Genomic DNA, 23723 nt, shown 5'->3' on the forward strand with positions numbered 1-23723 from the left:
GCCAGATCGGCTACTTTACGTCCCTGCTCATGCTGGGAGAGAATAGAGATGATCTGGGATTCGGTAAATCGAGATTTTTTCATAGGTCAAAAGTATGTGTTTTTCTACTTTAGACCGGACGAATTTTAGGGAAGCTGACACCCGGTTCCGCGTTTATCAAAAAGGATAACACGGGCTATTTTGCCCAACTCCTGGAGAAAGTCCACCAACTCCGGGCAGGCCCACATCCAGTCAATATTGGATACCCAGCCGGGAATATACACCAGGTCGATAGGTCCCTCCCCAAACACCTGGTAAGCAATGTTAATCCGTCCACTCTTGGTATATTTTGTAGCAGGTTTCAATAATCGTAGAATTCGTGAATCTCTTATTCATGCAGTACCCTCCTGGTATTTTTATACCGAAAAGTAACCCCGACCAAATTTGCTGAAATAAAAGATTAGTATCAAAGGGTATTCGGGGTGTTTTGGGGAGCTTGGGGCCTTTCGTAGTAGCATTTGCAATGAGTGCAACCATACGTCCGAAGAAATGACTGCTTTGCGCTTCCCAGCGAGCCTAGTGGCAATTTACTTATTTAAAATCAATCATTTCTTTTTTAAAATCCAGTCTCCGCGAATTCTCTGTTTTACTTTTTCTGGATCAAAGTTCGGAGGGGAAGGCTTATATACTTTAGCGTCTTTTTGAATTTCGTACCCCACTTCAAGATGCTCCCGGAACTCTTTGAGGTCGATGGTTGCAATAATGACAAGGTCATTTTCTCCGCCATCCAATCGAATCAGGTTTTTGAAGATGGTCTTCGCCGGTAGCGTCAACCGATTATCCCCGAAATGTGAAGAATTTACCTGAGCCACATACATATTTAAATCTCTGGCTGTTGAATCAATGATACTTGAAAAATAATTCACGTCCTGATTGTATTCCGAGGCAACCAATAAATCTACTTTAGATCGGAACCACGACCGGTGTTCAATATCTGCCAGTTCAAAACAATAAAATGTTGTGAAGTACAGGTTTCGCCATTTGAACAAATGGTAGAAGTACTCATCATTATGAACTACATCTAAATGATTCGCCCGAATTACAGCCAATTCACCGTGACTATAATGGTTCTTCAGTCGGGGAATAAAAATTGCATCTTGTCTTTTTCTTAGCCTGAACGGTAACACCGTTGCAATGAAATTGAAGACATCTTTTCCAGTATTGATATGCTCAATTCCAAAGACCATTCCAAACTGGTGGTTTTTTGCAAACCATAACAAGCCAGAAGTGAAAGCATGTGGTATAGATATCTCGGGAAAAATTGCCAGATCTGTTCTTGGCTTTTCAGTTCTGAACTTTTCCAGTATTCTGTAAATTCTGTCTAACCTTTCAAGATTAGTTAGTGGTCTGCCCCTCAAGCTGTACTCCGCTTCGTGCTCCCACTTTACTTTCATATTAGCAAGGCCGATTCGGATGTTAAGCTTTTCGTTTTCGTCTACTTCAAAATCATCCGGCAAGACATCCTGAATATGAATTTCCTGTATATGTTCATGGTTTTCTATCTGATTTATATTCACCTCATCCGATAACCGCCGAATGGCCTCTTTGATATCCAGTTCATCAGTTGGGATATTATTCCACTCTATAAACTTTTCTAATGCCTTAGAAATGAACTCATGTGTAAAACGGTCAGTTTTCAACTGATTTACCGTGTTGTTCAAAACGATGTTATATATCCACCAATAATGAGAAACCTCATACAAATTGAAAAAGCGGGGATAGGGATTGGGCTGTTTGGCAAGGGTAAATGTTTCTTTATTCAAATTGGACCAATCCAGTTCCTGCTCAATAAGTGAACGGATAGTTGAAATACTTTCTGACTGGGCCCAGTTTGTAAATTCCAGAAGCGGATAGGTAACGTAAGCAGAACGCACAAACCAAATATTCCGGATCGCAAGTGTGGTGTTGTTTATTGTGTCAATCTTGGGAGATTCTGTACCAAAAATAGATTCCAGCCTCTCTGCAAACCACTTGTCATTCAAAATTTTAGCTTTTAAAGCAAAAGATTGGGCTAAGGATGTGCACAGGTAGTTTCTCAACGTCTTTTGCAAAGAGTCACGAACATTGTCAAATCGTTCATCTATCTTTAGGTGTTCAATTTCATTTTGGATGTTTTTTAAAAGAATCGCCAAATCCATTTTCCGATCTGCAACGACCAAAAGTGTGAACAGCTTTTCCCAAAGTTGGTAATATTCGATAAGATTACTACCCTTGAAAAAGGCCTGGACTTTTTTGAATTCTTCTTTTAATCTTTTGCCATCTTTCCAGATAGCAAGGGTGGTCGCTTTGTACAAATAGGTGGAAAGACCAACGCGATTCTCTTTATAATCTTTTAGGGTCCGTGGTTTTCCGAAGCTGTCATCGTACAGCAGTTCATACACTTCTTTATCAAAGTCGAGGCGGTCTTCCGTTGGAAGTCGCCGAAATTCGCTACTCCGATCTTCTATATCTTTTTGAAGCTTGTCTATGACGGATTGGGAATAACCGGCTTTGAATTCATAGACCATCACCTTGCGCCGCTGTAAACTTAATAATGGATACTTTGGATTTCTGAAGAAATAGACCTGTTCTGGGTCTTTTCCATCTGATTTATACTGCTCGACCCTGAACAGGTTGGAGAAGTTTTTAATAATGTTCTTGCTATTGGAGCTAAGTTTTTGAGGCTGTTCTTCGAACCGTTTATCGTGCCCATATGTTCTAATAAGTAATTTAAGTCGTTCATCATCAATTTCAACGCTTTCAGTTTCTGAAACAACTAATATGATGTCATCCACATAACGACCGTAGTAGCTTGTGCTTACGAGATTGGCTACATCGTCGTCGAAAGATTTGAGATAATTATTGGCAAGTATGTATGACGAAAATAATCCTATGGGCAGAATGACTTCATTTTCTGCATATCTACTGCTATTTGATTTCTGAGGTACATTTATCAAAACATTTTTGGTATAAACCTGATGTACCCTGAACATCATCTCTTGAAGCAACTTATCCAGTTCGTTATCACCAACAAACTCTTCCAAATCCTGCCATTTTAGTCGGACATTGTAGTAATAACTGCTAATGTCCAAATTTACAAAGGTTGCGTTGTGGCCTCTTTCCAGCTCTTTTTTTACCTCTTCTATCCCTTTATCACGCCACTTTTGATACTGCCGGTAATAGGGCTCTAATAACCCCCGGCCGGAGACAATGCCACTGCCTTCTTCGTTTAAAAGTAGACGATTACCATAGCACGATTCAGGAAGGTCTTTATCTATTTTATATCCGATTCGGATCAGCCATAAAATGCTCAGGAGGTGTATTTCAAGAGGGGCATCAATGATCAGGTTGATGTCTTTAATGGTTGTTTTCTTTTCTGCTTTGAAATTGGTAATAAACTGTCCGTTCGGTTCACTTTTTTTTATGCGTTTTGGTATGACTACATAGGAAATATTTTTTAAATAAGGCTTTAAGCTCTTTTTCCCTTCTAGCAACCCGAGTACGGATTTTTCTAGCCTTTTTTTTCCATGCTGATACAGGTATGTAACCAGTTGGTTGCGGAGGTGTAGATTAGTGTTTGACTTATCGTAATAAACCTGATTTTTAAGCTTTTTTATAGCTTGCTTTATAAGAGCTTCTTCATTTTCCATTTTATATTAATCGATTGAATGTTTGATATAATGCGATGGCAATCAGGAAAATAACATAATATTATCCGAACGAAGGTATTGTTAGGGTAAACGGGAGGAAACCGCCTTCACAGGGTTTTCAGTACATTTTCGTTCGTATAATGTGAGTTTTAAGATGTTACCCGAACCACTGCTCCGTTAAGGTGTTCGAATAATACCCCGCTCTTTATATGGAATTACTTCCTCATCTCTTTCAAAATAACAAAATTGAAATCATAAGCAACGGCTTTATGGATAAACTAAAGTTATCCATATAGCTTAGCTGAAACTGATCTAATACCTAAAGAGCCCTTCCCCCACAACAAATCCCAAAAACAAAAAAAGGCAACGACATCAGAAGACATCGTTGCCATAGGTTAGTACAACTATAAAAGGTAGTCCAATCAGGTCACTAATAACCTGAGCTCGATTAAAAATGTGAAAATTAATCCAAAAGCCTATAGGGGTCATTCCTGCGAAAGCAGGAATCTTATTGTTGCCATTAAGTCAACAGTTGATACCTGTAAAGCAATTAGATTTCGGGCCTCACCGACAAGTTTGTCGGGACAGGTGCGCCGCGAAATGACTTTTGGGCTTTTAATAATCGAACTGAAGGTATTAAAGCTCCTGGGCCGTTGGACGGAAGAGAATCTCGTTGATATCCACTTCTTCCGGCTCACTTACGGCAAAAGCAACCAGACGCGCAAAGGCTTTGGGCTCAAGCCCTACTTTGCCTACATATTCTTTATTTCCTTCCTGAATCTCATCATTGCTGATGTGTTCCAGAAGTTCGGTTTTAACCGCACCCGGAGAAATAATGGTCGTACGGATGTTGTAAGGCTTCACTTCCTGTCGCAAGCCCTCGGAAATCACCCGCACCGCAGACTTCGTGGCAGAATAGACGGATGAGCCTGGAAAGATCTTATGCCCCGCTACGGAGGAAATATTGATGAACTGACCGGATTTCTGCTCCTTCATATACGGAAGCGCAGCGGCGATACCATACAGCACGCCTTTGATGTTTACATCAATCATCTGCTCCCATTCGTCAATTTTCAGTTCTTCCATCTGGGAAAGCGGCATCAGTCCGGCATTGTTTAATACCACATCTACTTTGCCAAACTCCTCAACGGCCGCATCTACCAATGCTTTTACCTGCTCGCGCTCGGTTACATCGGTGGTCACGGCAAGCGCCTTTCCTCCTTTTTCTTTGATATCCTTTGCCAGCGACTCAATCCGCTCTGTACGCCGGGCACCCAGCACTACGCTGGCTCCTTTATCGGAGAGATGGCGGGCTGTTTCTTCACCCAATCCACTGCTGGCTCCTGTTATCACTACTACTTTATTTTCTATGTTATTACTCATTGGCTTACTCTTATTTTTTATTCCTATTTAAAATTCAAACTAAAACACTCTGCACTGAGAATCCCATACTTCCCATCAGTTGTGGTATCCAGATCCCGAACAAGCCGGACATTTGGTGGCTAAGAATTTTCAAAAACATTTCAATGCCTGTCATCGTGAGGAGGCATGTTGCATAAACTCGATATTTGCGGCTACCGACGTGGCGATCTGTTGAATCTTAGGAATTTACTTACCAACGCTTCGTTGATAAATATCCTAAGTTGTATTAGGCAGATTGCCGCGTCGATACACCTCCCAAATTTTTATTTGGCATCCTATTCTCCTCGCAATGACGGTGTTTTAAATGATACGAGTGGTTTTCAAAAAATCACCTAATGCCAGGCCCGGGTCCAATCAAAAACATCCGGGGGTATGGGACGGTAAAACCACCCATCATTTGATCCTTTTATCTCAGGTCCCGGATAGTAAAAGACCGCAAGACAATCACGTACTTGCGGCCTGGGTTTTCGGGGTACAAAATTTCTTTGATTCCATTTTCGCAGGAATGATTTTGTAAAGACTTTATTGATTATGAAGTTCATTAAATCAAAACAAAGATAACCCTTTGTTAGCTCTTCTAATTACGCATTCCAAACCTATCCTTAAGAAATTCAAACTATTTTCACTATTAACAAAACTACTCTTCACTGATAGAGCATAGGTTTGGGTGAGGATGAATGTCGCGATCTCTCCACCATCCCGGTCATCCATCCCGAATGGCTCGGGACGATGGACCTTGCATTTTGTGGAGCATACTCAAGCAATTTCATGTACTACTTTGCCAGTGGCTCAAGCGCTGTTGCCCGTGATAAGTTGGTAATCATTTTGTGGCTAAGGTTCTTCAGCGGTAGCTTCTGAATGACTGCATGATTTTAGCCATTAGACTTTTCGGAATACTAAAGTGCAGGCTTTTAAACCCGGGTTTGGGACCAATAAAGTTATGCAGGAAACTCAACTCCTGTTAACTCTTCGCAGATTGAGATCAGTTTATCCTGTAAATCTGTATCATCTGCTTTCGTGTTATAGTCAGCTTGGTTTTTGTGATAGAAATACCGGCCGCTCACCAATGCTTTCTCTTCCTCACTCACGGAAAGCCAGACCTGTGTCTCGGCTCCTTTCTGCAGATCATCCGGGGCACTGGAACCGCCCATTTTGGTGGGCACCCATCCCGGGTCCACGGCATTGGCATATACATCCGGCCATTTACGCGCCACCGCTTTGGTAAGTAACAGTATCTGCAACTTGGAATCCGAGTAAGTGATCTGATCCTGGGAGGATGTTAATTCATCCAGCTTGGGGCGTCCGGATTTATGCATACCGGAGCTGAGGTACACCAGGCGTTCCGGCTTTTGGATGAGGCAGGTCAGGATGTAGGGCGCCAGGGTATTTACGGCAAAAATCTTTTTGCCGGAGGCTCTAAGAATGCCGGCATTATGAATCACGGCATCAAAGCGTCCCAGCTCGTTGGCCTTTTTGGCTAATTGCTTGGTTTCTTCAATGCTCGACAGGTCGTCAATTAACACCTCTTCTGCTTCGGGGAGTTCGTTCCTGGCATCCTTCGCGCGTTGTTCATTGCGGGCGTGCAGGATAACACTATGTCCCTGATCGATTAATTTCTCTGCTGCAAGTTGTCCCAGTCCGGCCGTTGAACCGGTAATGAATATTCGTGCCATTTTTGATTATTTAGTGTGAGTTTGAGTAAATCCGTCATCGCGAGGAGGTAATTTGCATACACTCAAGCTTTCTGCTTATCGACGTGGCGATCTGTTTGATCAAGGCAACTCCTTTCCCAACGCTTCTTTGATGAAGCCCCAAGCGGTTTTAGAGAGATTGCCGCGTCGTTACCCAACCCAAACCTACCTTAGGCATCATAATCTCCTCGCAAAGACGGTGTTTTTACGTGATAATAGTGGTTTTCAAAAAATCACCCAGCGCCCGGTCAGCTGAACACAGACCTGTCACCACCTCAATAGTGTTGCCCGCTTTTGGGCAAAATTAATGTCTCGCAATGACAGGTTTTGTATCATGATTACTCAGCCTCTTCTTCTTTCTGCTTGCTTGGAGTATCTGATGAAAACAGAAACAAAAAAAGGTTTCGAAGCGTTGTTCTGTATCGAAATTAGTCTGTAATTTTGCCCCTCAGGACCCTCCCCTTTATCCCCTCCCGGGAGGGGAAGTTCTTTGGGGGATATACATTCTAAATAATTAGGCAGAGTTGCTTTCAAAATGCGTTTGTAAAATCTATTGTGGACATCAAATGTTCCTGCCATGACAGATTAGCTTTGAAAGCTTTTACTCTTCTCTCGGCCTTAGAAAAAAGAGCGTGAAGAAGTAGGCGAAATGAAGCGTTAAGAAAGAAATCATACCGCATGGTCGCTGGCTTACCTGCAAGCCCAGAGATGGAGCATTGATTTCTTTTAGCATAATGGAGTCGGCTTTACCTCTTTTTTCGCCCGCCTTGATCTTTTGCTACTTTTGTATCAAGACAAAAGTAGGAGCAAACGCAGTGCGTTAAAGCGAAACAGCATCAGTTATTTCCAGAGATTTTGTGGCGAAGATGTCCAATGTTGGTCATCGTTCCAAGATATCGCGAACTAATCGTTCTCCCTTAACACTGCTCATAGACATTATCCGGGAGATTGCCACAGGCTGTGTTCCCTTCGGTCACAGCTACCTTCGTAATGACAGGTTTTGTAGCATATAAAAGATCTTTCACTTCATTCCGCTCTGCTGCATTTCGTTCAAGATGACAATGGGGCCGATGGATTAAGTTCAAAGACGCCTTTGGCGCCTTATGGTGGCCTCCCGGCCTTAATGTCATACCGGCAAGTGAATGCAGCGTAGCGGAATGAATGAGGAAGTATCCCAAAAATACGCTTGGAGCAGTTTTGAGATCGATTTTTCTTACAATTCCTTTACTACTTTTGCAGGAACGCCAGCCACTACAGTGTTGGCGGGAACATCTTTAGTTACCATGGCCCCGGCGGCAACTACGGAATTCTCCCCCACGGTAATTCCCGGTAAGATGGAGGCCGCGCCTCCGATCCAGGCGTTTCGTTTTATAACCACGGAACCGGGCACCATCGTTTTTCGGTCTGCTACTTCAACGGGGTGATTTTCCGAGGTGATGTTGACCCTGGGTCCGATCATCACTTCGTCCTCAATCGTGATACCGCCCAGGTCTAAAAATGAGCAGGCATGATTGATAAATACCTTCTTCCCTAACCGGATATTCTTGCCCACATTGGTATAAAATGGAGGAAACAAGGTAGTGCTTTCATCCACTTCCTCCCCGATCACTTCGCCCAGCCATTTTCGGGCTTCATTCACATCGGTTGAGGCATTTAGCTTCCTGATGAGCCCCATCGTCTGGTTTACGGCTTCCCGGATATTGGAATAATCGGGATCATCCATAGGAATGACTTCACCGGAAGTTAATCGCTCAAAAATGTCTTTCTTCTTTTCCATGCTATCTTATGATCTGAGTTCGATTTAAAAGGTTGTGAATGAATTCAAAAAGCCCAAAGGGGTCATTCCTGCGAAGGCAGGTTTTTTAATCTTGCCAGTAAGTCAACGGCTAATACCTGAAAAGCAATTAGATTTCGGGCATACGCCGCGAAATGACTAGGAGGTTTATCATAAAGACCACTTAAACGTGTTTACCGGTTAAAAGATCACATGTAAAAGGAAATCCTCAAAGCGTTTTACCCACCGACTGGTTCAAGCGTCTCGCTTGTACCACTTTGTATATCCTACCTGAGTTGTCTTATTCCAACAAACCACAAGCGAGACCCCGAATAACTCGGGGCGGCAGGCGGAGGAACATTGATAACCGGTAAACGCGTTACTTTAATAAACCGAACGCAGGTTTATGGTTATAACCTGATTAGTTTCCCGGCAAAACTTTAACCGTGGCCGCCCGGGCGCGCTCACTGATCATGGGGCTCAGATAGGGACTACCACTGTATTTATCCTTGTACGCTTCATCAATTTTGTCATTGATGCTTTCACCTTTTACCGGCTCAAAACGCACTTTCTTTTCCATACCGGCGGCTTCAATTTTCCCGGCCTTTTGCTCAATGGCAGACTGATACCAGCTGGAGGAAGTGCCATTATAGGCCCGCACATAAAGCTCTCCTTCTACTTCCACTACCCAAATCCAGGTAAGGGTGCCGAAGGTTTCTCCGTCCTCCCGGTATGGAGCAATGTGAAAGTCATCCTTTTGGGCTATTTGTTGTTTCTCTTCGTCTGTTAATGTGGTTGAAAGGTCGCTCATGCTTGTATGTATGCTTTTTCCTGTTAAAGTGATGTGCAAGAAATACCGGCCGCAATTTCTGAGGCTATGACCGATATCCCCTGAACACACTTAATTCACTTAGTTTCTAAGAGTGACTTGAAGATTTAACTTGCCGAATACTGTTCGTCAGAAACTTTTTCTTCCCAGTCTACAGCCTTTCCATCCTTTTCTTCCTGAACGGCAATGTGACTCATGGCTTTATCAGCAGAGGCACCGTGCCAGTGTTTTTCACCCGGCTCAAACCAAACCACATCTCCGGGCCCTACTTCTTCTATAGGTCCGCCTTCACGCTGTACCCAGCCTAAACCGGATTGAATAATCAGGGTTTGTCCTGCGGGATGGGTATGCCATGCGGTTCGTGCACCGGGTTCAAAGGTTACGACTACACCTGCAGCTTTGGTTACTTCTTTCTTTTGAAATAAGGGGTCGATTCTAACTGAACCTGTGAACCATTCTTCGGGTCCTTGTACAGAATTAAGTGACTTATTTTTGGTAATTTCCATAGTGGTTATCTCTTAATTTTGAATGTCGAATGTTGCGGTATTTGTGGAAGCCAGGGCCTCTACAAAACCTGAAATGTCTTCGATATGCGCTATTGGAATCAGTCCTTTTGCATATCTGAAATCTTTATAAAAAATGGCGACATCGCCCCAGGGAGCGTAATACATCACATCTCCTTTAGACGCTTCCGCTCCTTCGGGGGCATCTTTGGTACTTAGGGCCGGGTCGGGATAGAAAATCTTTTCTATGCCCGCATAATCTTCCAGCTCTGTGGTAAAAGGCATCTGATCAAGCAGGCTCTTTGCGGTTGGGTTATCTTGATAAATCACGGTAAATGTTTCTGATCCTGCCGTAATCGTCCCTTCAATCTTTGATCCGTTTGTAGCCATTTTCTCTGTTATTTTTTGATCTGTTTGTACTGTTGCCGGATGGAGGAAGCTCATCACTCCCATCATGAATGGCATCAGAATTGATATGAGCGTCATGCCTTGCCTTGGTTTAGGGGTAATATGATGCTGTATAAGTGATCCACAACAGAGAAAACTTCCGGCAGAGTCCCTAACATCCGGACTCTGCGGAAGCTCCCTGTTGGGATCTGTCCGTTTGCTGAATGACTAAACCTTCCTACACTGAAAGTTTAAGGGGATGGCTAGGGACTTATAATCCATATGTCATCTCCACCCGGTCATCCAGAGGATACCTCCGATGGACCTTGCATTTTGCAGAGCATCCGCTCATCATTCCTTAGAACTATTTCCAGTGACTCCTAGTGCACTAACTTTGGCCAGTTGGTAATCATTTTCTGGCTAAGGTTCTTCGGGAGTACCCTCTGAATGACGCTAAATGTAAAGATAGATTTCTTTGGAATACTTAAGTGATGCATTAAAAGTGTAAGGTTTAGAACACTCCACTGGGACCAATAAAAAACTTCAGATCAGCCTTTTGCAAAAACAGGAAACTTGCTGGATTCGCCGTAGTCTTCGATAGGCTTCCGGTTCTTCAGCGTTGCCATATCCTCCTCAGAGATTTCAAAATCCACCGCCGCATTACTTTTCATATGCTCGGGATTGGATGTTTTAGGCAGGGGAAGCAGACCAAGCTGAAGATCATATCGTACGCATAACTGTGGTACGGATACATCGTATTTGTCAGCCATTTCTTCCAGGTCATCGGCACCTAATAACTCACCGTGACCAATGGGAGAATAAGCTTCTACCAGGATTTCATTTTCTTCACAGAACTCAATCAGTTCGAAAGGCGTGTTGCTAATGTGTGCAAGCACCTGGTTCACCATAGGCTTGATTGTTCCGTTGTCGAGAATATTCTGCAGGTCTTCCTTCTCAAAGTTGGACACACCGATCGCTTTAAGCTTTCCGGCTTCATACGCTTCTTCCAAAGCTTTCCATGCTTCCAGGTTACCTTCAAAGAAACGTTCTTCTCCCTGAAAATCTTTCCACGGTTTTGGACTGTGGATAATCATCAGGTCAATATATTCCAGACCTAATTTTTCAAGGGACTCGTCAATGGATTTCACTGCTTCGTCATAAGACTTAATTTCAGCGGCAAGCTTGGTGGTAATGAACAGCTCTTCGCGGTCCACTCCACTTTCCCGGATGCCTTTACCCATCTCTTCTTCATTCTGATAGGCTTGGGCAGAATCAATGTGGCGGTATCCGGCTTTCGTAGCTTCTTTAACAATATTGACGGCTTCATCACCATTTACAAACCAAGTACCGAGACCTATTTTAGGAATTTCAACTCCATTTGAGAGGGTATATTTCTCTTCTAAAATCATAGTTGTTATCTCTTTATTTTTTATTAGTTAATTACTTTTATTCTTTCTTGTCTAAAACGTAGCCGCATCAATCACATACCGGTAACGGGCTTTCTTATCCACTACATTTTCCCAGGCCTTATTGATTTCTTTCGCATCAATCACCTGTATTTCCGGGCGAATGCCGTAATCGGCACAATAGTGTACAACTTCCTGGGTCTCTGGCATTCCGCCGATCAGTGAAGCGTTAAAGTTCACCCGGGTGGAGGCCAAGGCAATGTTGCTCAGGTTGATGGAAAAGCCATCAGGCATCCCTACATAGGTGAAATTACCATACGGTTTTACACATGCTTCATACGGTGCTGCGTTAAACTGGTAAGGAATGGTACAGATCATATAGTCAAGCGTTTTGCTGTAGGCACCTAAGTTGCTCATGTCATCATTGACTACAATTACTTCTTTGACGCCCCAGGATTTGATGTCTTCCACCTTATCGGGAGAAGTGGTAAAAGCGTACACTTCCGCACCTTTGGATACGGCCAGCTTCACTGCCATATGACCTAGTCCACCAATACCGGCCACCCCTACTTTCTCTCCAATATTGAAATCTTCTTTCATCAACGGAGAATAAGTGGTGATACCTGCGCAAAGCAGTGGCGCGCCTTCTTCAAAACTGATGTGTTCCGGAATGTGAACGGCGAAATGATCTCTGACCACAATCTTATCGGAATAACCGCCCTGTGTAATCCCAGTTGGGGAGTCTTCATCAGGATAACCGTAGGTGAATAAAGTTTCTCCCCGTTCGCAATGTTGCTCATCTCCGTGTTTACAGCTGTCACATTCCATGCAGCTGTCCACCATGCAGCCCACTCCTGCACGGTCGCCCACTTTAAACTTGGTTACATTTTTACCAACGGCAGCTACCACTCCAACAATTTCATGTCCCGGCACCTGAGGATATTGCTGCTGCCCCCAGTGGCCTTTCATCTGGTGGATATCGGAATGGCAAATGCTGGCAAACTTTACGTCTATCAGAATGTCATCTTCTCCCACCGGCCGGCGTTCAAACTCCCATGGACTCAGTTTTCCGGATTCGTCCGTAGCCGCATAACCTTTGGACTTAATGTTTGTCTCAAAGAACAAGGCGCTATTTTGCTCTGCCTCAGGGCTTGCAAATAATTGCCCAGAACCGGCCATGGATAAACCGGCACCGGCCAGCACGGTGCGTTGCAAAAATTCTTTTCTTGAGTGGGTTCCCTTTTTAGGTTTTTCAGTGTTTTCCATAGTTGTTCTGTTATTTTGTTGAGTTAAATTCTTCATCGGTTACCGCATCTCCCCATTCTACAATCCCCTTTTCGGTATTGGGAACCATATAGATATGCGTCATGCTGCTATCAGCAGATGCACCGTGCCAGTGTGAGACATTGGGCGGGCATTTAACCACATCGCCTTTCCTAATAATCTCTTTGGGCTCACCTTCAATTTGGTGATAGCCTTTGCCTGCAGTTACTAATAAAATCTGTCCGGCCGGATGGGAATGCCAGTTGCAGCGGGCTCCGGCTTCAAACACTACGTTACCGGCGGCCGTGGTGAAAACAGAATCGGCATCCACTAATCCATGGACGTAGGCATTGCCGGTAAAAAATTCAGATGGCGCTAAATCTCCCTTTGGATAAATTGTCTTTTCTTTTTCTGATTGAGCAGTTTGAGTACCGGGATTTTGGCAAGCCTGTAAGGTGAATATCAGGGTGAATAGAAGTGCTGTACTAAATACGAATCTCTTCATGGCCTCATGTTTGATTTAAATTACACCATGAATATAGCCCGAGGCCTGCCTTAGCTGGTAAAGACTTTCAAACCATTAGTTAAGATATTCAAACTTTCTACCGGAATGAGGTGGGAGTAGCCCCGGTATGCTTCTTAAAGAAGTTGTTGAAATAGGTAGGATATTCGAAGCCAAGGGAATAAGCGATCTCTGAAATATTCCAATCGGTATGCTGTATTAGTGCTTTTGCCTCGTTTACAATTCGTTCGCTGATGTGGTCGGTCGTTGGTTTTCCGGTTACTTCTTTTACCGAACGGTTGAGGTAATTGACATGAATGTTCAAATCTGAAGCAAAATCCTGTGCCGTTCTTAAACCCAGGGGCTGATCTTTTCTTTCGATGGGAAACTGTCGTTCCAATAATTCCAAAAATACCCTTGTTATACGCGAAGCCGCATTTTTCTCCGTTTCGTAATTTTCGGAGGGCTGCATTTTGAGGGCTTCATGGAGAATCAAATGGATCTGATTTCGGATCAGGTCATCTTTGTATTTATAATCGGATTGCTGTTCATCAATCATTCGTTCAAAAATGGAATTCAGATATTGGCGCTGCTCTTCGGAAACATGGAGAATAGGCGTCCCTCCCATCTCAAAGAGCGGCGATTTCAACAAACTTTCAGAATGATCAGACAGCTGTAAAAATTCCTCTGAAAACAGGCAGGTATAGCCCACATATTGGGTAGATAAGGTTTCCCATGAATACGGAATATGCGGATTACCAAAGAATAGCACCGTACCCTCGGCCTCGAAGCTGCGGTCGGCATAATGGATTTTACTTTCGCCGGTAGTCAGGCAGATTTTGTAGAAATCCTTGCGGCTATAGGTCCGGGTAGCTTCACTGTCATCCTCAATTTGAAAGACGTTAAAGCCTTTCAGCTTGAGCTTTTGATTAAATTCCGAGAGAGTACGTTTTTCTTTGACTTCCATATTTTAAGTTATGAAAATCAAACTTATTTCAAAAGAGCAGCAGTTCACTCCCTTAGAGCTCGTTCCCAAAGCCACTGGTACACACCGGGCGGAGGTTTACGGTGGTTCACCAATTTTAAAAGAAGCTATGCCCACTACCTACAGACCTTTTTTAAATTTTGCCAAAATGAAATAATGAGACCTGAGTTTATTTCATCGTCTTTAATTTTCTGAAAATTATCAATTAACTTTTGCTCCTTCCTGTTAGGTTTTCTTTCCCTACCATTACCCTGATGACATTGTCCCATTGGAAGGATCAAACTTACATCAGAGCAATTCACTTCAAAAACTACACAGATGGAAGCATTATCTCTTCTTCTATTTTGTATCTGTTCTGATATCCACCGAGGTCTAATTCCTGAACCTTTTTCAGTTGCCTGATTTATTCTTATGGTAATCATATCTCTGACTTTTAAATTAAAGTTAACTATAATTTAATAGCCAACAGTGTCAGATCATGTCACCCTGTTTATAAAAACTTCCAATCCTTCCTAACTCACTAAACGAAAGCCACAAATTCTTTTGTTTCCATCAAATAGAGGTTTTTACCCTTACCAAGCTTCAGGGGCAAGACAAAATCCTGTAAATCTACTCAATCCTGCATAATCCCGGTTCAAACGCCCGTAAGCTGAACCAGGATTTATAGGATGACCAAGATTAGCAAGATTTTATCATTCACTTCATCCGCCTTATCCTCGCCCCTCTCACCATCAACCAAATACAAAGTGATACTTCCCCAAGCGCTGCTGAAATTCCTACTATCCATCCAAACATCACTTTATACTCGGGATACAGAATGAATCCAAAGCTCTCGGTCAGGTAGCCAAAAGCAGCGCAGATCATAAGGATTCCAAGTAAAGTTGGGAAATTGTACGATTTCATCAGTAAATAGCCAAGGATGAAACAGTGAACTCCAAACGTAACGCCGGCCAGGATGTATCCGAGGTGATGCATTTCCATGAAAAACTGGGAAAATTCCATCAACTGTAGACTGCTGAATTGAGCAGCTAAACCAGGACTTTCCAACACCTTCAAGGCCGCAAAGTGATTCAGTAAATTGGCAGTAGCAATGCCAGGATGGGCTATCAATCGGAATGCCGCCATAGCGAGAGCCAGTGGCTTATGCACTGATTTTAACAGCACATACAGCAATACAGAAATAGCTACGTCGGTTGAAAAGGCAATCAGATCGGTAATTAATCCCCAGCGAAATAATGAAGTTGCATTCAAAATATTTTGGGCAGTCATGGCTGCATCGCCGGCTACATAAATAGATTCACGAACTACGCCCTGGCTAAAGCCGGCACACACAATTACCAAGAAGTACAATACGCCCGTAATTCTGCCTGTTTTCTTAAGATCTTTCATAGCTTCCCTCCTTATGAATCGTTAACAGTACATTCCCTTTCTTCCGCCCGGATTCCACATAGCGGTGTGCTTCCTGAATCTCCTCCATCGAATAACTCCGATCTATTACCGGACGAAGGACTCCTTTCCTGATCATATCAGTAACTTCCTCCAGGGACTCTTTGGTTTCTTTAGTGATCCCGGTAAAAACCTTCTTCCCCTTTCGCAGTGCGTTTCCCATCATTCCAAACATCAAGCCGATATTAAAAGCCGTTGAAATGAAGTGGCCTTCATCGGTAAGATGATCCCTGACCTTCCTGAAACTCAGATTTCCCACCGTATCAAAAATGATGTCGTACTGTTGATTGCTCCGGGTGAAATCCGTGGTCTTATAATCGATGACGGTATCGGCGCCGATTTCTTTTACCCATTCCACATTGCTGGTGCTGCAGATACCAGTCACATGAGCTCCTGCAGCTTTGGCGATTTGAACCGCGTAACTTCCCACACTTCCCGAAGCCCCATTAACCAGCACCGAACTTCCGGATTTTAAATTTCCTTGAGACAAAAAGAATTGAGCCGTCATTGCTCCTATTGGAACGGTGGCTAACAGTTCTTGATCGATGCCTTTCGGTGAGCGTCCCAATACGCTGTTTTCATCCACTGTGATATATTCCGCATAAGCCCCGGTTTTCATTCCCGTGCTGCCAAAAACTTTATCGCCTGCAGAATAATTAGTAACTCCTGCACCCACTTTCACCACTTCCCCGGCAAACTCTTGTCCCAATACGGTTTGCTTTGGCTTAAAGAAGCCGTTCGCTATCCGCACCATAAAGGGATCCGCCTTTCGTAGATGCCAGTCGGCGGCCGTCACCGAGCTACTGTTTACTTTGATGAGCAGCTCCCCGGAACCCGGCTCCGGTATTGGACTTTGCATTAGTTGCAGCACTTCAGGGCCGCCATACTTTTCGTAGATTATTGATTTCATCGTCTTCATGTGTACCTCCATAGGTTTTTTATTGAATGGAATTCACCGAATGGCGGAAAGATCATTTCCGGTCAAAGCCGATACATTTCGCGTTATTTTTTTGATGTCCCAGTTCCACCATTGCAGCTTGAGCAGCTGTTCAATATTTTCTTTAGAGAATCTTTTTCTGATGAGGCTGGCCGGGTTTCCGCCCATCACACTATAGGACGCCACATCTTTTACGATTGCTGAATTTGCAGCAATGATAGCCCCATCCCCTATTTTAACCCCGCCCATGATGGTGGCATTATGGCCGATCCAAACATCATTGCCAATAATGGTATCCCCTTTGGTGGGATAGGATTTATTCTCCATGGCCTGCTCCCAGCCGTTTCCAAAAATGGCGAAAGGATAGCTTGTTATAGCATCAGTCAGATGATTGGCGCCGTTCATGATGAAGGAAACGTCGGAGGCAATCATACAGAATTTCCCGATTATGAGTTGGTCCTCGGTGAAGTCGAAGTGATACTTCACATTCTTTTTGAAATTTTGGACGTCTTCCAAATCATCGTAGTAGGTGTAATCTCCCACTTTGATCTTTGGATCATCTATCAGGTTCTTCAGAAAACATAGCTTTTTGTGATGTTCTAAAGGGAAAAGGGTGTTTTTATCTGGTCCGGTCATAGTTTTCTTTTGTTTGATTACGGAGCCAAGATGAGCATATAGGCTATCGCAATCGTACGAAATCACCAATTCGGAACTTTTGTGAGATTTCGGACTTTTTGGAAAGGAGGTTTTTACCCTTCCCAACCAACACCCCTCACAACCAATTCAAGAACTAATTGAATTGGTTGATCTCCCCTCAAGGGAAGAATTATTCCTTGAGGTTGAATCCATGAGGAGTTCTGGCAAGTAATACGACTATAGCAAACTAATCCAAACCGGAAAGCAAGTCCTCCCTTGAGGGAGGTGCCGACCGTATGCGAGGCGGAGGCTGTTGTCGCCAAAGCATCTTTGCCTTTCATAAGCTCGTTCCCAACGACCTCGTTGGGAATGCCTCAGCGGGGCTCCCGGTCCGCATGGTTCGTCAACAACACAAAGCCCAAACTCCGGCAACCACCACAGCCATAGATACCCTCCGAGCGGAGGTTTCCGGCAGTGCAACTCGTTAACCCCGGGCTGCGTCCGGCTTGCACCCAAACAAAATTCAACACCTCTGCGGACATACCCGCTGCTACTTCTGCTGCTTTAGCCACGCCCGGGGTGTGGTACCGGTTTTCTTTTTGAAGTAGTCGTTGAAGGTGGATTTAGAATTGAAGCCACTTTCAAAAGCGATCCCCAACAAGGTCAGATTTTGGTTGGATGGATCCAGAGCAATATCCTGGAAATATTCCAGCCGATGAGAGTTTATAAAATCATTAAAATTCATCTCTTTATCCTCGTTGATAAGCCAGGATAGCTTGTTGGAACTGGTGTTCAAGTGATCGGCCAGCGAAGAAAGTGAGAGATCGGGATTAAGGAAAACCTGTTGTTCATACATACTTTCGTCCAAAGCCACCAGGAGTTCCGCCCTTTCCTCTTCATCGGTAATGAGTGGCCTGGGCCCCGCTGACTCCTTATAGACATCACTCAATAAAGGCAAGGCTCCGGGAATAAAGCGACTCAGGTTTTCAAATCCGGCTTGGTCCTGCAGCTTCACCAAAAAAGGATCACAATCAAAACACATGAACTTGCCGTGTTTTTTTTCCAGACCGTGTTCCAGCATCTCAAAAGCCTGTTCGTAATTTTCTTCAAGCGTAAGAAAGTACAGTTGCCAGGCATGGATGGTCTCATCAGCTAAAGAAGGTATCGGATAATCACTCACCGGCACCCCATGATATAACTTATTCAAGGTTTGGTAATGCACCATAAAAGGATAATCCGCATAACCATCCAGAAGCTCTTCCAATTCATTCTTTTTATTTAACAAAATCAGGCTAGCAGCCTTCAGCTGTACGGCAAACATCCATTTTGGATCCTGACGGAGCACTTTGTCCATCTGTTGGATGGCCCGCTCATATTCCCCCGAAAAATACAGGATGTTCCCTTTCATGAAGGTATGATTTAATGAAAGCGGGTTGAGTTCCAGCGCCCGGTCAATATGGATCAAAGCCTCGCGGAATTGCCCCACCATAATGTACAAGCCCGCCACTGCTTCCAGAGCTTCCGTATGGTTTGGGTTAAGTTGCAGCAACTGCCGAAAATGCTTTACCGCATATTCATAGTCCCATTCTATCATGATCTCGGCTGACGCTTTTGCCAAAAAATATTCTGATGTCTGGTCGTTCACCGCTGCGGCTTTATACAGATATTCATAGACGCCGTCGACATCCTTCTCCTCAGAACTCCAAAACACCAGGTAGATATAACATTGAACAATACCATAATAGGCCCTGGAATTTTCAGGATCCAGTTGAATAGCCTTTTTGTAGAGCTTGATGGCACGGTGTAAGGCATCATTGTTCCATTTTAGCTGCTCATACCGGCCCTTCAGGTAATAATCATAGGCATCTATACTACTCATGGGTTCATCATGCAGGGATGATTGTAACTCAATATGACCAAAGTTCTCCCTGATTTTATCGGCAACCAGTAAACTAATTTCTTCCTGCAGGTCAAAGATGTCTTCCAGCTTCCGGTCAAACTTATCCGACCAGATCTGAAACCCGTTATCCGTCCGAACCAGTTGCACAGAGATGCGAACCTTCTGCCCCGCCCTGCGGATGCTGCCTTCCAGCACGGTAGAAACACCCAAAGCCTTCCCAATATCACGAATATCTACTCCCTGATTCTTGAAGGCAAAGCTGGAAGTGCGGGCCGTTACCTTTAATCCCTCAATTTTTGAAAGGGACAGGATGATCTCTTCCGTAATGCCGTCACTAAAATATTCGTCGTCCGGCTCCGGACTCAAATTCAGAAAGCGTAAAACGGCGATAGATTTACTGTTCATCAGATTTGATTGACAAAAAGAAGGATACCTGATTGGTGAATTCAGCAGAAGATACTAATTCACGGGAAAAAGGCTTCGCCTTGTTTGCATCTATTTCTATTCCCTGTCCTTAACAGGAATGACGAATTTCAATCCGGACCAATTTTCATCAACTGCGCATACTTTAATGTCCACAAGTCCATGCTTTAACCCTGTTTCACGGACTACATTCCCGTTTAAGTCCGTTTCAACCTTTGATGCTTTTTGGGGCCAGGAAATCCAGAGCATCCCATTTTGCTCCATTTCCTGTTTTAGTTGTGTGATATCCTGATCGAGTACAGCCACACTTTTAGAGAAATAATGAATGAAATCCTTTTTGGTTTTAGGGTCAGTTGTGATGTTTATATCGGCGGGAAGATCAGAAAACAGCTCATAATAATGATCGGGCTCCTTATGATTCTTACTTTGAATCCATCCTTAATCCCCAGTTTTTTTGCCAACGGTGTTCCAGAGTAGCCGGCGGTTTTCATTTTATCCCCTTTTTTGTTGCTAATGCTTGAGTTCCACATTGACATCTCCCATGCAGATCATGTTTAATACTCTTTTGAGGTTGCACCTCAAAGCAAAAGTACTCGAAGGCTAAGCCTTCCGTCAGCTCAAACTATCATACATAGAATGAAGGCAGACTACATTTCTGGAAATAGCATAATTTCTTTTCTAAAAACAAGATCGGAAAGTTGTTTGCCGTTGGATAGCCTGTACATCGTCCATCGCATATCGGTCCATCCATCTGTCGCAAATCCGGTAAATGCAGCCACTCGGACCGGGGGAACCGTACAGGCATTCCTCCCAATTAGTTCGGAAGAGATTGGAATAGAATGCAAATTAAATCCTTAGAAACAAGTTTTCATCGCACCGTCCACGCTTGTCCCGATACACTTGTCGGCGTTCCGGTTTAAAATGCCTTATTACATGCTCAAGACTAATTGAAATTGTAAGATAAACCCATTGAGACACCAAATCCGGATAGTTTTACAGGTACAGTAGTTTTATTTTCTTCCTTTACATCAGTTTTTAAAAATCGGTAGTAACCCTTTGTAGTAATACCGATTGCTCTGTTTAAGTTTAGTCCTAGTTCCAGAAGTGGGGAAAAGGTTGGAGCATATTCTGATCTGAATTCTTCAGATTGGCCAAACCGATCCCTGATAGTTAAATAAGTAAGTCCACCACGTAAACCTGTTCTGAAATAGAGATTATTGGTTAGAGTTATTGGATATAGAAGAAATAATTCACCCGAAAAAATTCGAAGATCACTTCTAAAACTATTATCACATGCTCCATTTGGGCAAAATTCACTTCCATCAGAATTTGATTCCATAAGCTTTCCAGTTAAAAAGCCAGTAGCTAATCCAGAAATGAAAGGTGAGGACAAAAACTTCCTTTTAGCTATTTCAAGTGAAAAGCCTTTAAGGTGAATGTTTTCTTCTGCTACCCCCGTTTGTACCGGTTCCTGATAAGGATTTTCCTGATTCGGAAACAGATCAACCGATAGATTGATTTGAACAGGTTGAGCTTTCAATGTCACGAAAAAGAAAACGTAAATGATTAATACAGGAACAGATTTTTTCAAGAGCATATCGACCCAGCGTTTAAACGGCGCGGAGATTATAATTTAGTTGAAGTAGCAAAATTAATTCCTGGCAATCAAGTTCCATCGCACCCCTCCTGCGTGCGATTTGAAACGCCTTGATAGGCACCGAAGGAATTACATTTTATAATCAGAAAAATCTTGCCGGAAATGACGAACGGTTAAAATTTCGATTATCTCAGGATTAATCTCATAGATTACCCCATAATTCTCATGAACAACTATTTCTCGGATTTTGTCATTATTTGTTGGCGGAAATACTCTTCCTGATTCTGGATTTTTAGTTAAATTTTCAACTTTCTCTTCGATCAAATCAATAAGAGCTAAAGCAGCACCTGGATTATCTTCAGCAATGTACTCGAGAATTTCTTTGGTTTTGTTTCTTGCCGTTGGAGACCAAATAATTTTCATGATGAATATTGTGATCTCAATTCGTTTATGAATTCATCATGACTTATACCTTCTCCATTATCTAATTCCTTTCGGGCAGCAGATAATTCTTCCAATAACTCAATCTTATCCAACATTTTTTGATAATCTTCTACATCAATTAATACGGCAGAACTTTTGCCATGCTGAGTAAGAATAAGCGGTCGGCGTTTTGATTTCACATGCTCAATATAAGAGGCAGCATTTGCTCGAAAATCGGAGAGTGACCGAATATCTTGGTCAAGTTTAATGTGAGACATGGTGAAAATTTTTAATTATTGTTCTTTTTAATGTACTAAATTCAGAACAAATTATTGTATTAAATATCTCGGAAAAAAGGTGCCTAACGGCGCGGTGATTATAATTTAGTTGAAGTAGCGATATTAATTTCTTGCAATCAAGTTTCAACCGAACCCTGTCCGCGTCCTTTTGAAACGCTTATACAGCATTTTAACTTTGGTAAAGAATCTATCTTTTTTCCTTAACAACCAAGTTTTATGAAGTGGATGTATTTTTGAAATTAAAGATCTGATATTCTCATCAAACTCTTTCAGATTGTTGTTGTAGACAGTTATGGTTCTTTCAGGAATACCTCCAACATTATCCTCTTTTGCATAAACAACAAAACCTGAATAAAGACTATCTAATATTTTTAGCCTATCCTTAAAACCATATAGCTTTTTAGTGAGAAAGTATTGTCCTTTCTCGGCCTCCCATTCTGAAACTGAAGAAACAATAGAATCAAATTGATCTGGCAAATCTGGTGGATTTATTGGTATTTCGGTTCTCCATGATTCGTCAATTTCAAATAAGCTTTGAACTGTCTCAATTAGACCTGCATTTCTCCATGCTTTTGAGAGCTCAATATGAATAATTCGATCTTCTAATACTCTTCTTAATTCTGTGAAGGTCTTTCTGGTTTTTCTTCTTTCATTTACTAAATAAGCTATAAATGCTGTCATTGAGGATAATATCCAACCTGAAAAAATATATAGGAGATTTTCGATTGTCTCGGGATTCATAGATTAGTTGGAATATTTATTAGTATATATCTAATGCTTTAAAACACCTTATAATACAGCTATTCATCTTTTTCCCATCTATATTTTTTTATCCAATTAATGACGTCTTTTTCATTAGCTATTTTTATTTCTTCACTCTTTAAGTCACTAAATTTTTTTGCAGCACTTGAGTATCTGCTACTCGAAATAGCTAGACAGCCATCCAAATTATTCGCTTTAGCTACACCGTACAATTCTCTTACTGTAGCAACGGACATTGCTTTTCTATTCCTCCCATTTTTAGCCTTGTCAGGATGTTTACATTGAACACAAAATATCTTGGTTTCCTTATTATTGATTCTTGTGGCTAAGAAATCAATACCATCATCTTTAGTTGATCTATATAAATCCACATCAAAACCCATTCGTGCAAAAATTTCAGCCATTAAAGATTCAAAATCTTCTTTATTGACATCGAGAAGTACTTCTGGGTTTTCAGATATATTGTCAATAACATTTTGACTTATGTAATTCCGCACTGGAATTCTGCCTTCTTTGGTTTCATAATGCCTTTTAGAATACATAGTGCCAAACCCAATTCCATAGAAAGGAGTTGATACATCTAGAGGATTGATCGGTAGATCAATGTCAAATAAATCATAAGGAAATAAATGTAGTTCTTCAGATCTTATAAGCCCCCAACATAACCTGTGATTATCAGAAATAGTGGTTTGATCTTTCGGTAAGAACAATTTATTACCGTGAAGGCAATATCTTAGCGCTCCTTGTAATACCTTTCTTGTTCCAGCAGTATTTAGTTCTCCGGCAAAACCAACTTCTTTGAACTGATTTGTAGTTTCATCATATATCAGTCTTACTTTTCCCATAAAAAATGACTGTATTTCTAGAAAG

Annotated in this window: 25 protein-coding genes; 1 reads left to right on the top strand and 24 read right to left on the bottom strand. The window is 42.5% G+C overall.

Annotation, left to right across the window (positions count from 1 at the left end; genetic code table 11):
* Positions 1-125: 125 nt before the first annotated feature.
* The 4 genes from FN815_RS08740 to FN815_RS08755 form a co-directional block, all read right to left on the bottom strand.
* Positions 126-344 carry an alpha/beta fold hydrolase gene (locus tag FN815_RS08740; protein WP_142454258.1) on the bottom strand — a complete coding sequence of 73 codons (219 nt, stop codon included), beginning with the start codon at positions 342-344 and terminating at the stop codon, positions 126-128.
* 240 nt (positions 345-584) lie between these two features.
* Positions 585-3668 (bottom strand): reverse transcriptase domain-containing protein, encoded by a 3084-nt coding sequence (locus FN815_RS08745; RefSeq protein WP_142454259.1) that lies wholly within the window; start codon positions 3666-3668, stop codon positions 585-587.
* A 636-nt stretch (positions 3669-4304) separates the two neighbouring features.
* Positions 4305-5051 carry an SDR family oxidoreductase gene (locus FN815_RS08750; RefSeq protein WP_142454260.1) on the bottom strand — a complete coding sequence of 249 codons (747 nt, stop codon included), beginning with the start codon at positions 5049-5051 and terminating at the stop codon, positions 4305-4307.
* A gap of 977 nt (positions 5052-6028) precedes the next feature.
* The gene (locus FN815_RS08755) at positions 6029-6763 is read right to left on the bottom strand and encodes an SDR family NAD(P)-dependent oxidoreductase (protein WP_142454261.1); all 735 of its coding nucleotides are present in this window, start codon (positions 6761-6763) and stop codon (positions 6029-6031) included.
* Between the two features lie 52 nt (positions 6764-6815).
* Here FN815_RS08755 and FN815_RS18880 point away from each other — a divergent pair, with 52 nt between their 5' ends.
* A complete protein-coding gene (locus FN815_RS18880) occupies positions 6816-7037 on the top strand; it encodes a hypothetical protein (RefSeq protein ID WP_185957227.1) in 222 nt (73 codons plus the stop codon).
* Positions 7038-7994: 957 nt separating this feature from the next.
* Here FN815_RS18880 and FN815_RS08760 read toward each other — a convergent pair.
* The 20 genes from FN815_RS08760 to FN815_RS08855 all read right to left on the bottom strand — a co-directional run bounded on the left by FN815_RS08760 (position 7995) and on the right by FN815_RS08855 (position 23698).
* A complete protein-coding gene (locus tag FN815_RS08760; protein ID WP_221930287.1) occupies positions 7995-8558 on the bottom strand; it encodes a DapH/DapD/GlmU-related protein in 564 nt (187 codons plus the stop codon).
* Positions 8559-8976: 418 nt separating this feature from the next.
* A complete protein-coding gene (locus tag FN815_RS08765) occupies positions 8977-9366 on the bottom strand; it encodes a DUF2255 family protein (RefSeq protein WP_142454262.1) in 390 nt (129 codons plus the stop codon).
* Between the two features lie 125 nt (positions 9367-9491).
* Positions 9492-9890, bottom strand: coding sequence for a (R)-mandelonitrile lyase (locus FN815_RS08770; RefSeq protein WP_142454263.1), 399 nt, complete (start codon positions 9888-9890; stop codon positions 9492-9494).
* Between the two features lie 12 nt (positions 9891-9902).
* Complete coding sequence (locus tag FN815_RS08775) at positions 9903-10373, bottom strand: cyclophilin-like fold protein (protein WP_221930288.1); 471 nt, start codon at positions 10371-10373, stop codon at positions 9903-9905.
* 449 nt (positions 10374-10822) lie between these two features.
* Positions 10823-11683 (bottom strand): aldo/keto reductase, encoded by an 861-nt coding sequence (locus FN815_RS08780; RefSeq protein ID WP_185957228.1) that lies wholly within the window; start codon positions 11681-11683, stop codon positions 10823-10825.
* A gap of 51 nt (positions 11684-11734) precedes the next feature.
* The gene (locus FN815_RS08785; protein WP_185957229.1) at positions 11735-12946 is read right to left on the bottom strand and encodes an NAD(P)-dependent alcohol dehydrogenase; all 1212 of its coding nucleotides are present in this window, start codon (positions 12944-12946) and stop codon (positions 11735-11737) included.
* A gap of 10 nt (positions 12947-12956) precedes the next feature.
* Entirely contained in the window at positions 12957-13448 is a 492-nt protein-coding gene (locus FN815_RS08790) for a cupin domain-containing protein (RefSeq protein ID WP_142454264.1), read from the bottom strand.
* A 97-nt stretch (positions 13449-13545) separates the two neighbouring features.
* Positions 13546-14412: a helix-turn-helix domain-containing protein gene (locus FN815_RS08795; protein WP_142454265.1), complete on the bottom strand. Its 867-nt coding sequence runs from the start codon at positions 14410-14412 to the stop codon at positions 13546-13548.
* A gap of 134 nt (positions 14413-14546) precedes the next feature.
* A complete protein-coding gene (locus FN815_RS08800; protein ID WP_142454266.1) occupies positions 14547-14852 on the bottom strand; it encodes a hypothetical protein in 306 nt (101 codons plus the stop codon).
* Positions 14853-15126: 274 nt separating this feature from the next.
* Positions 15127-15819: a DUF4386 domain-containing protein gene (locus tag FN815_RS08805; RefSeq protein ID WP_142454267.1), complete on the bottom strand. Its 693-nt coding sequence runs from the start codon at positions 15817-15819 to the stop codon at positions 15127-15129.
* Positions 15806-16795, bottom strand: coding sequence for an NAD(P)-dependent alcohol dehydrogenase (locus tag FN815_RS08810; protein WP_221930289.1), 990 nt, complete (start codon positions 16793-16795; stop codon positions 15806-15808). Before FN815_RS08810 ends, FN815_RS08805 begins: the two co-directional genes overlap by 14 nt.
* Positions 16796-16828: 33 nt before the next feature.
* Positions 16829-17449, bottom strand: a complete 621-nt coding sequence (locus FN815_RS08815) for a CatB-related O-acetyltransferase (RefSeq protein WP_142454269.1) — start codon at positions 17447-17449, stop codon at positions 16829-16831.
* A gap of 374 nt (positions 17450-17823) precedes the next feature.
* Positions 17824-18021, bottom strand: a complete 198-nt coding sequence (locus FN815_RS08820; protein ID WP_142454270.1) for a hypothetical protein — start codon at positions 18019-18021, stop codon at positions 17824-17826.
* Positions 18000-19754: a helix-turn-helix domain-containing protein gene (locus tag FN815_RS08825; protein ID WP_142454271.1), complete on the bottom strand. Its 1755-nt coding sequence runs from the start codon at positions 19752-19754 to the stop codon at positions 18000-18002. Before FN815_RS08825 ends, FN815_RS08820 begins: the two co-directional genes overlap by 22 nt.
* Positions 19755-19850: 96 nt before the next feature.
* On the bottom strand, positions 19851-20078 hold the full coding sequence (locus FN815_RS19020) for a hypothetical protein (protein ID WP_221930290.1): 228 nt from the start codon (positions 20076-20078) through the stop codon (positions 19851-19853).
* Positions 20079-20715: 637 nt separating this feature from the next.
* Complete coding sequence (locus FN815_RS08835) at positions 20716-21369, bottom strand: hypothetical protein (protein WP_142454272.1); 654 nt, start codon at positions 21367-21369, stop codon at positions 20716-20718.
* Positions 21370-21498: 129 nt separating this feature from the next.
* Positions 21499-21792 carry a type II toxin-antitoxin system RelE/ParE family toxin gene (locus tag FN815_RS08840; protein ID WP_142454273.1) on the bottom strand — a complete coding sequence of 98 codons (294 nt, stop codon included), beginning with the start codon at positions 21790-21792 and terminating at the stop codon, positions 21499-21501.
* Positions 21789-22070 carry a type II toxin-antitoxin system Phd/YefM family antitoxin gene (locus FN815_RS08845; RefSeq protein WP_142454274.1) on the bottom strand — a complete coding sequence of 94 codons (282 nt, stop codon included), beginning with the start codon at positions 22068-22070 and terminating at the stop codon, positions 21789-21791. The genes FN815_RS08840 and FN815_RS08845 overlap by 4 nt, the downstream gene beginning before the upstream one ends.
* 144 nt (positions 22071-22214) lie before the next feature.
* Positions 22215-22832, bottom strand: a complete 618-nt coding sequence (locus FN815_RS08850; protein WP_142454275.1) for a hypothetical protein — start codon at positions 22830-22832, stop codon at positions 22215-22217.
* A gap of 59 nt (positions 22833-22891) precedes the next feature.
* On the bottom strand, positions 22892-23698 hold the full coding sequence (locus tag FN815_RS08855; RefSeq protein ID WP_185957232.1) for a restriction endonuclease: 807 nt from the start codon (positions 23696-23698) through the stop codon (positions 22892-22894).
* Positions 23699-23723: the final 25 nt, after the last annotated feature.

The organism is Gracilimonas mengyeensis (assembly GCF_900182705.1).
GTDB classification, from domain to species: Bacteria; Bacteroidota; Rhodothermia; order Balneolales; family Balneolaceae; genus Gracilimonas; species Gracilimonas mengyeensis.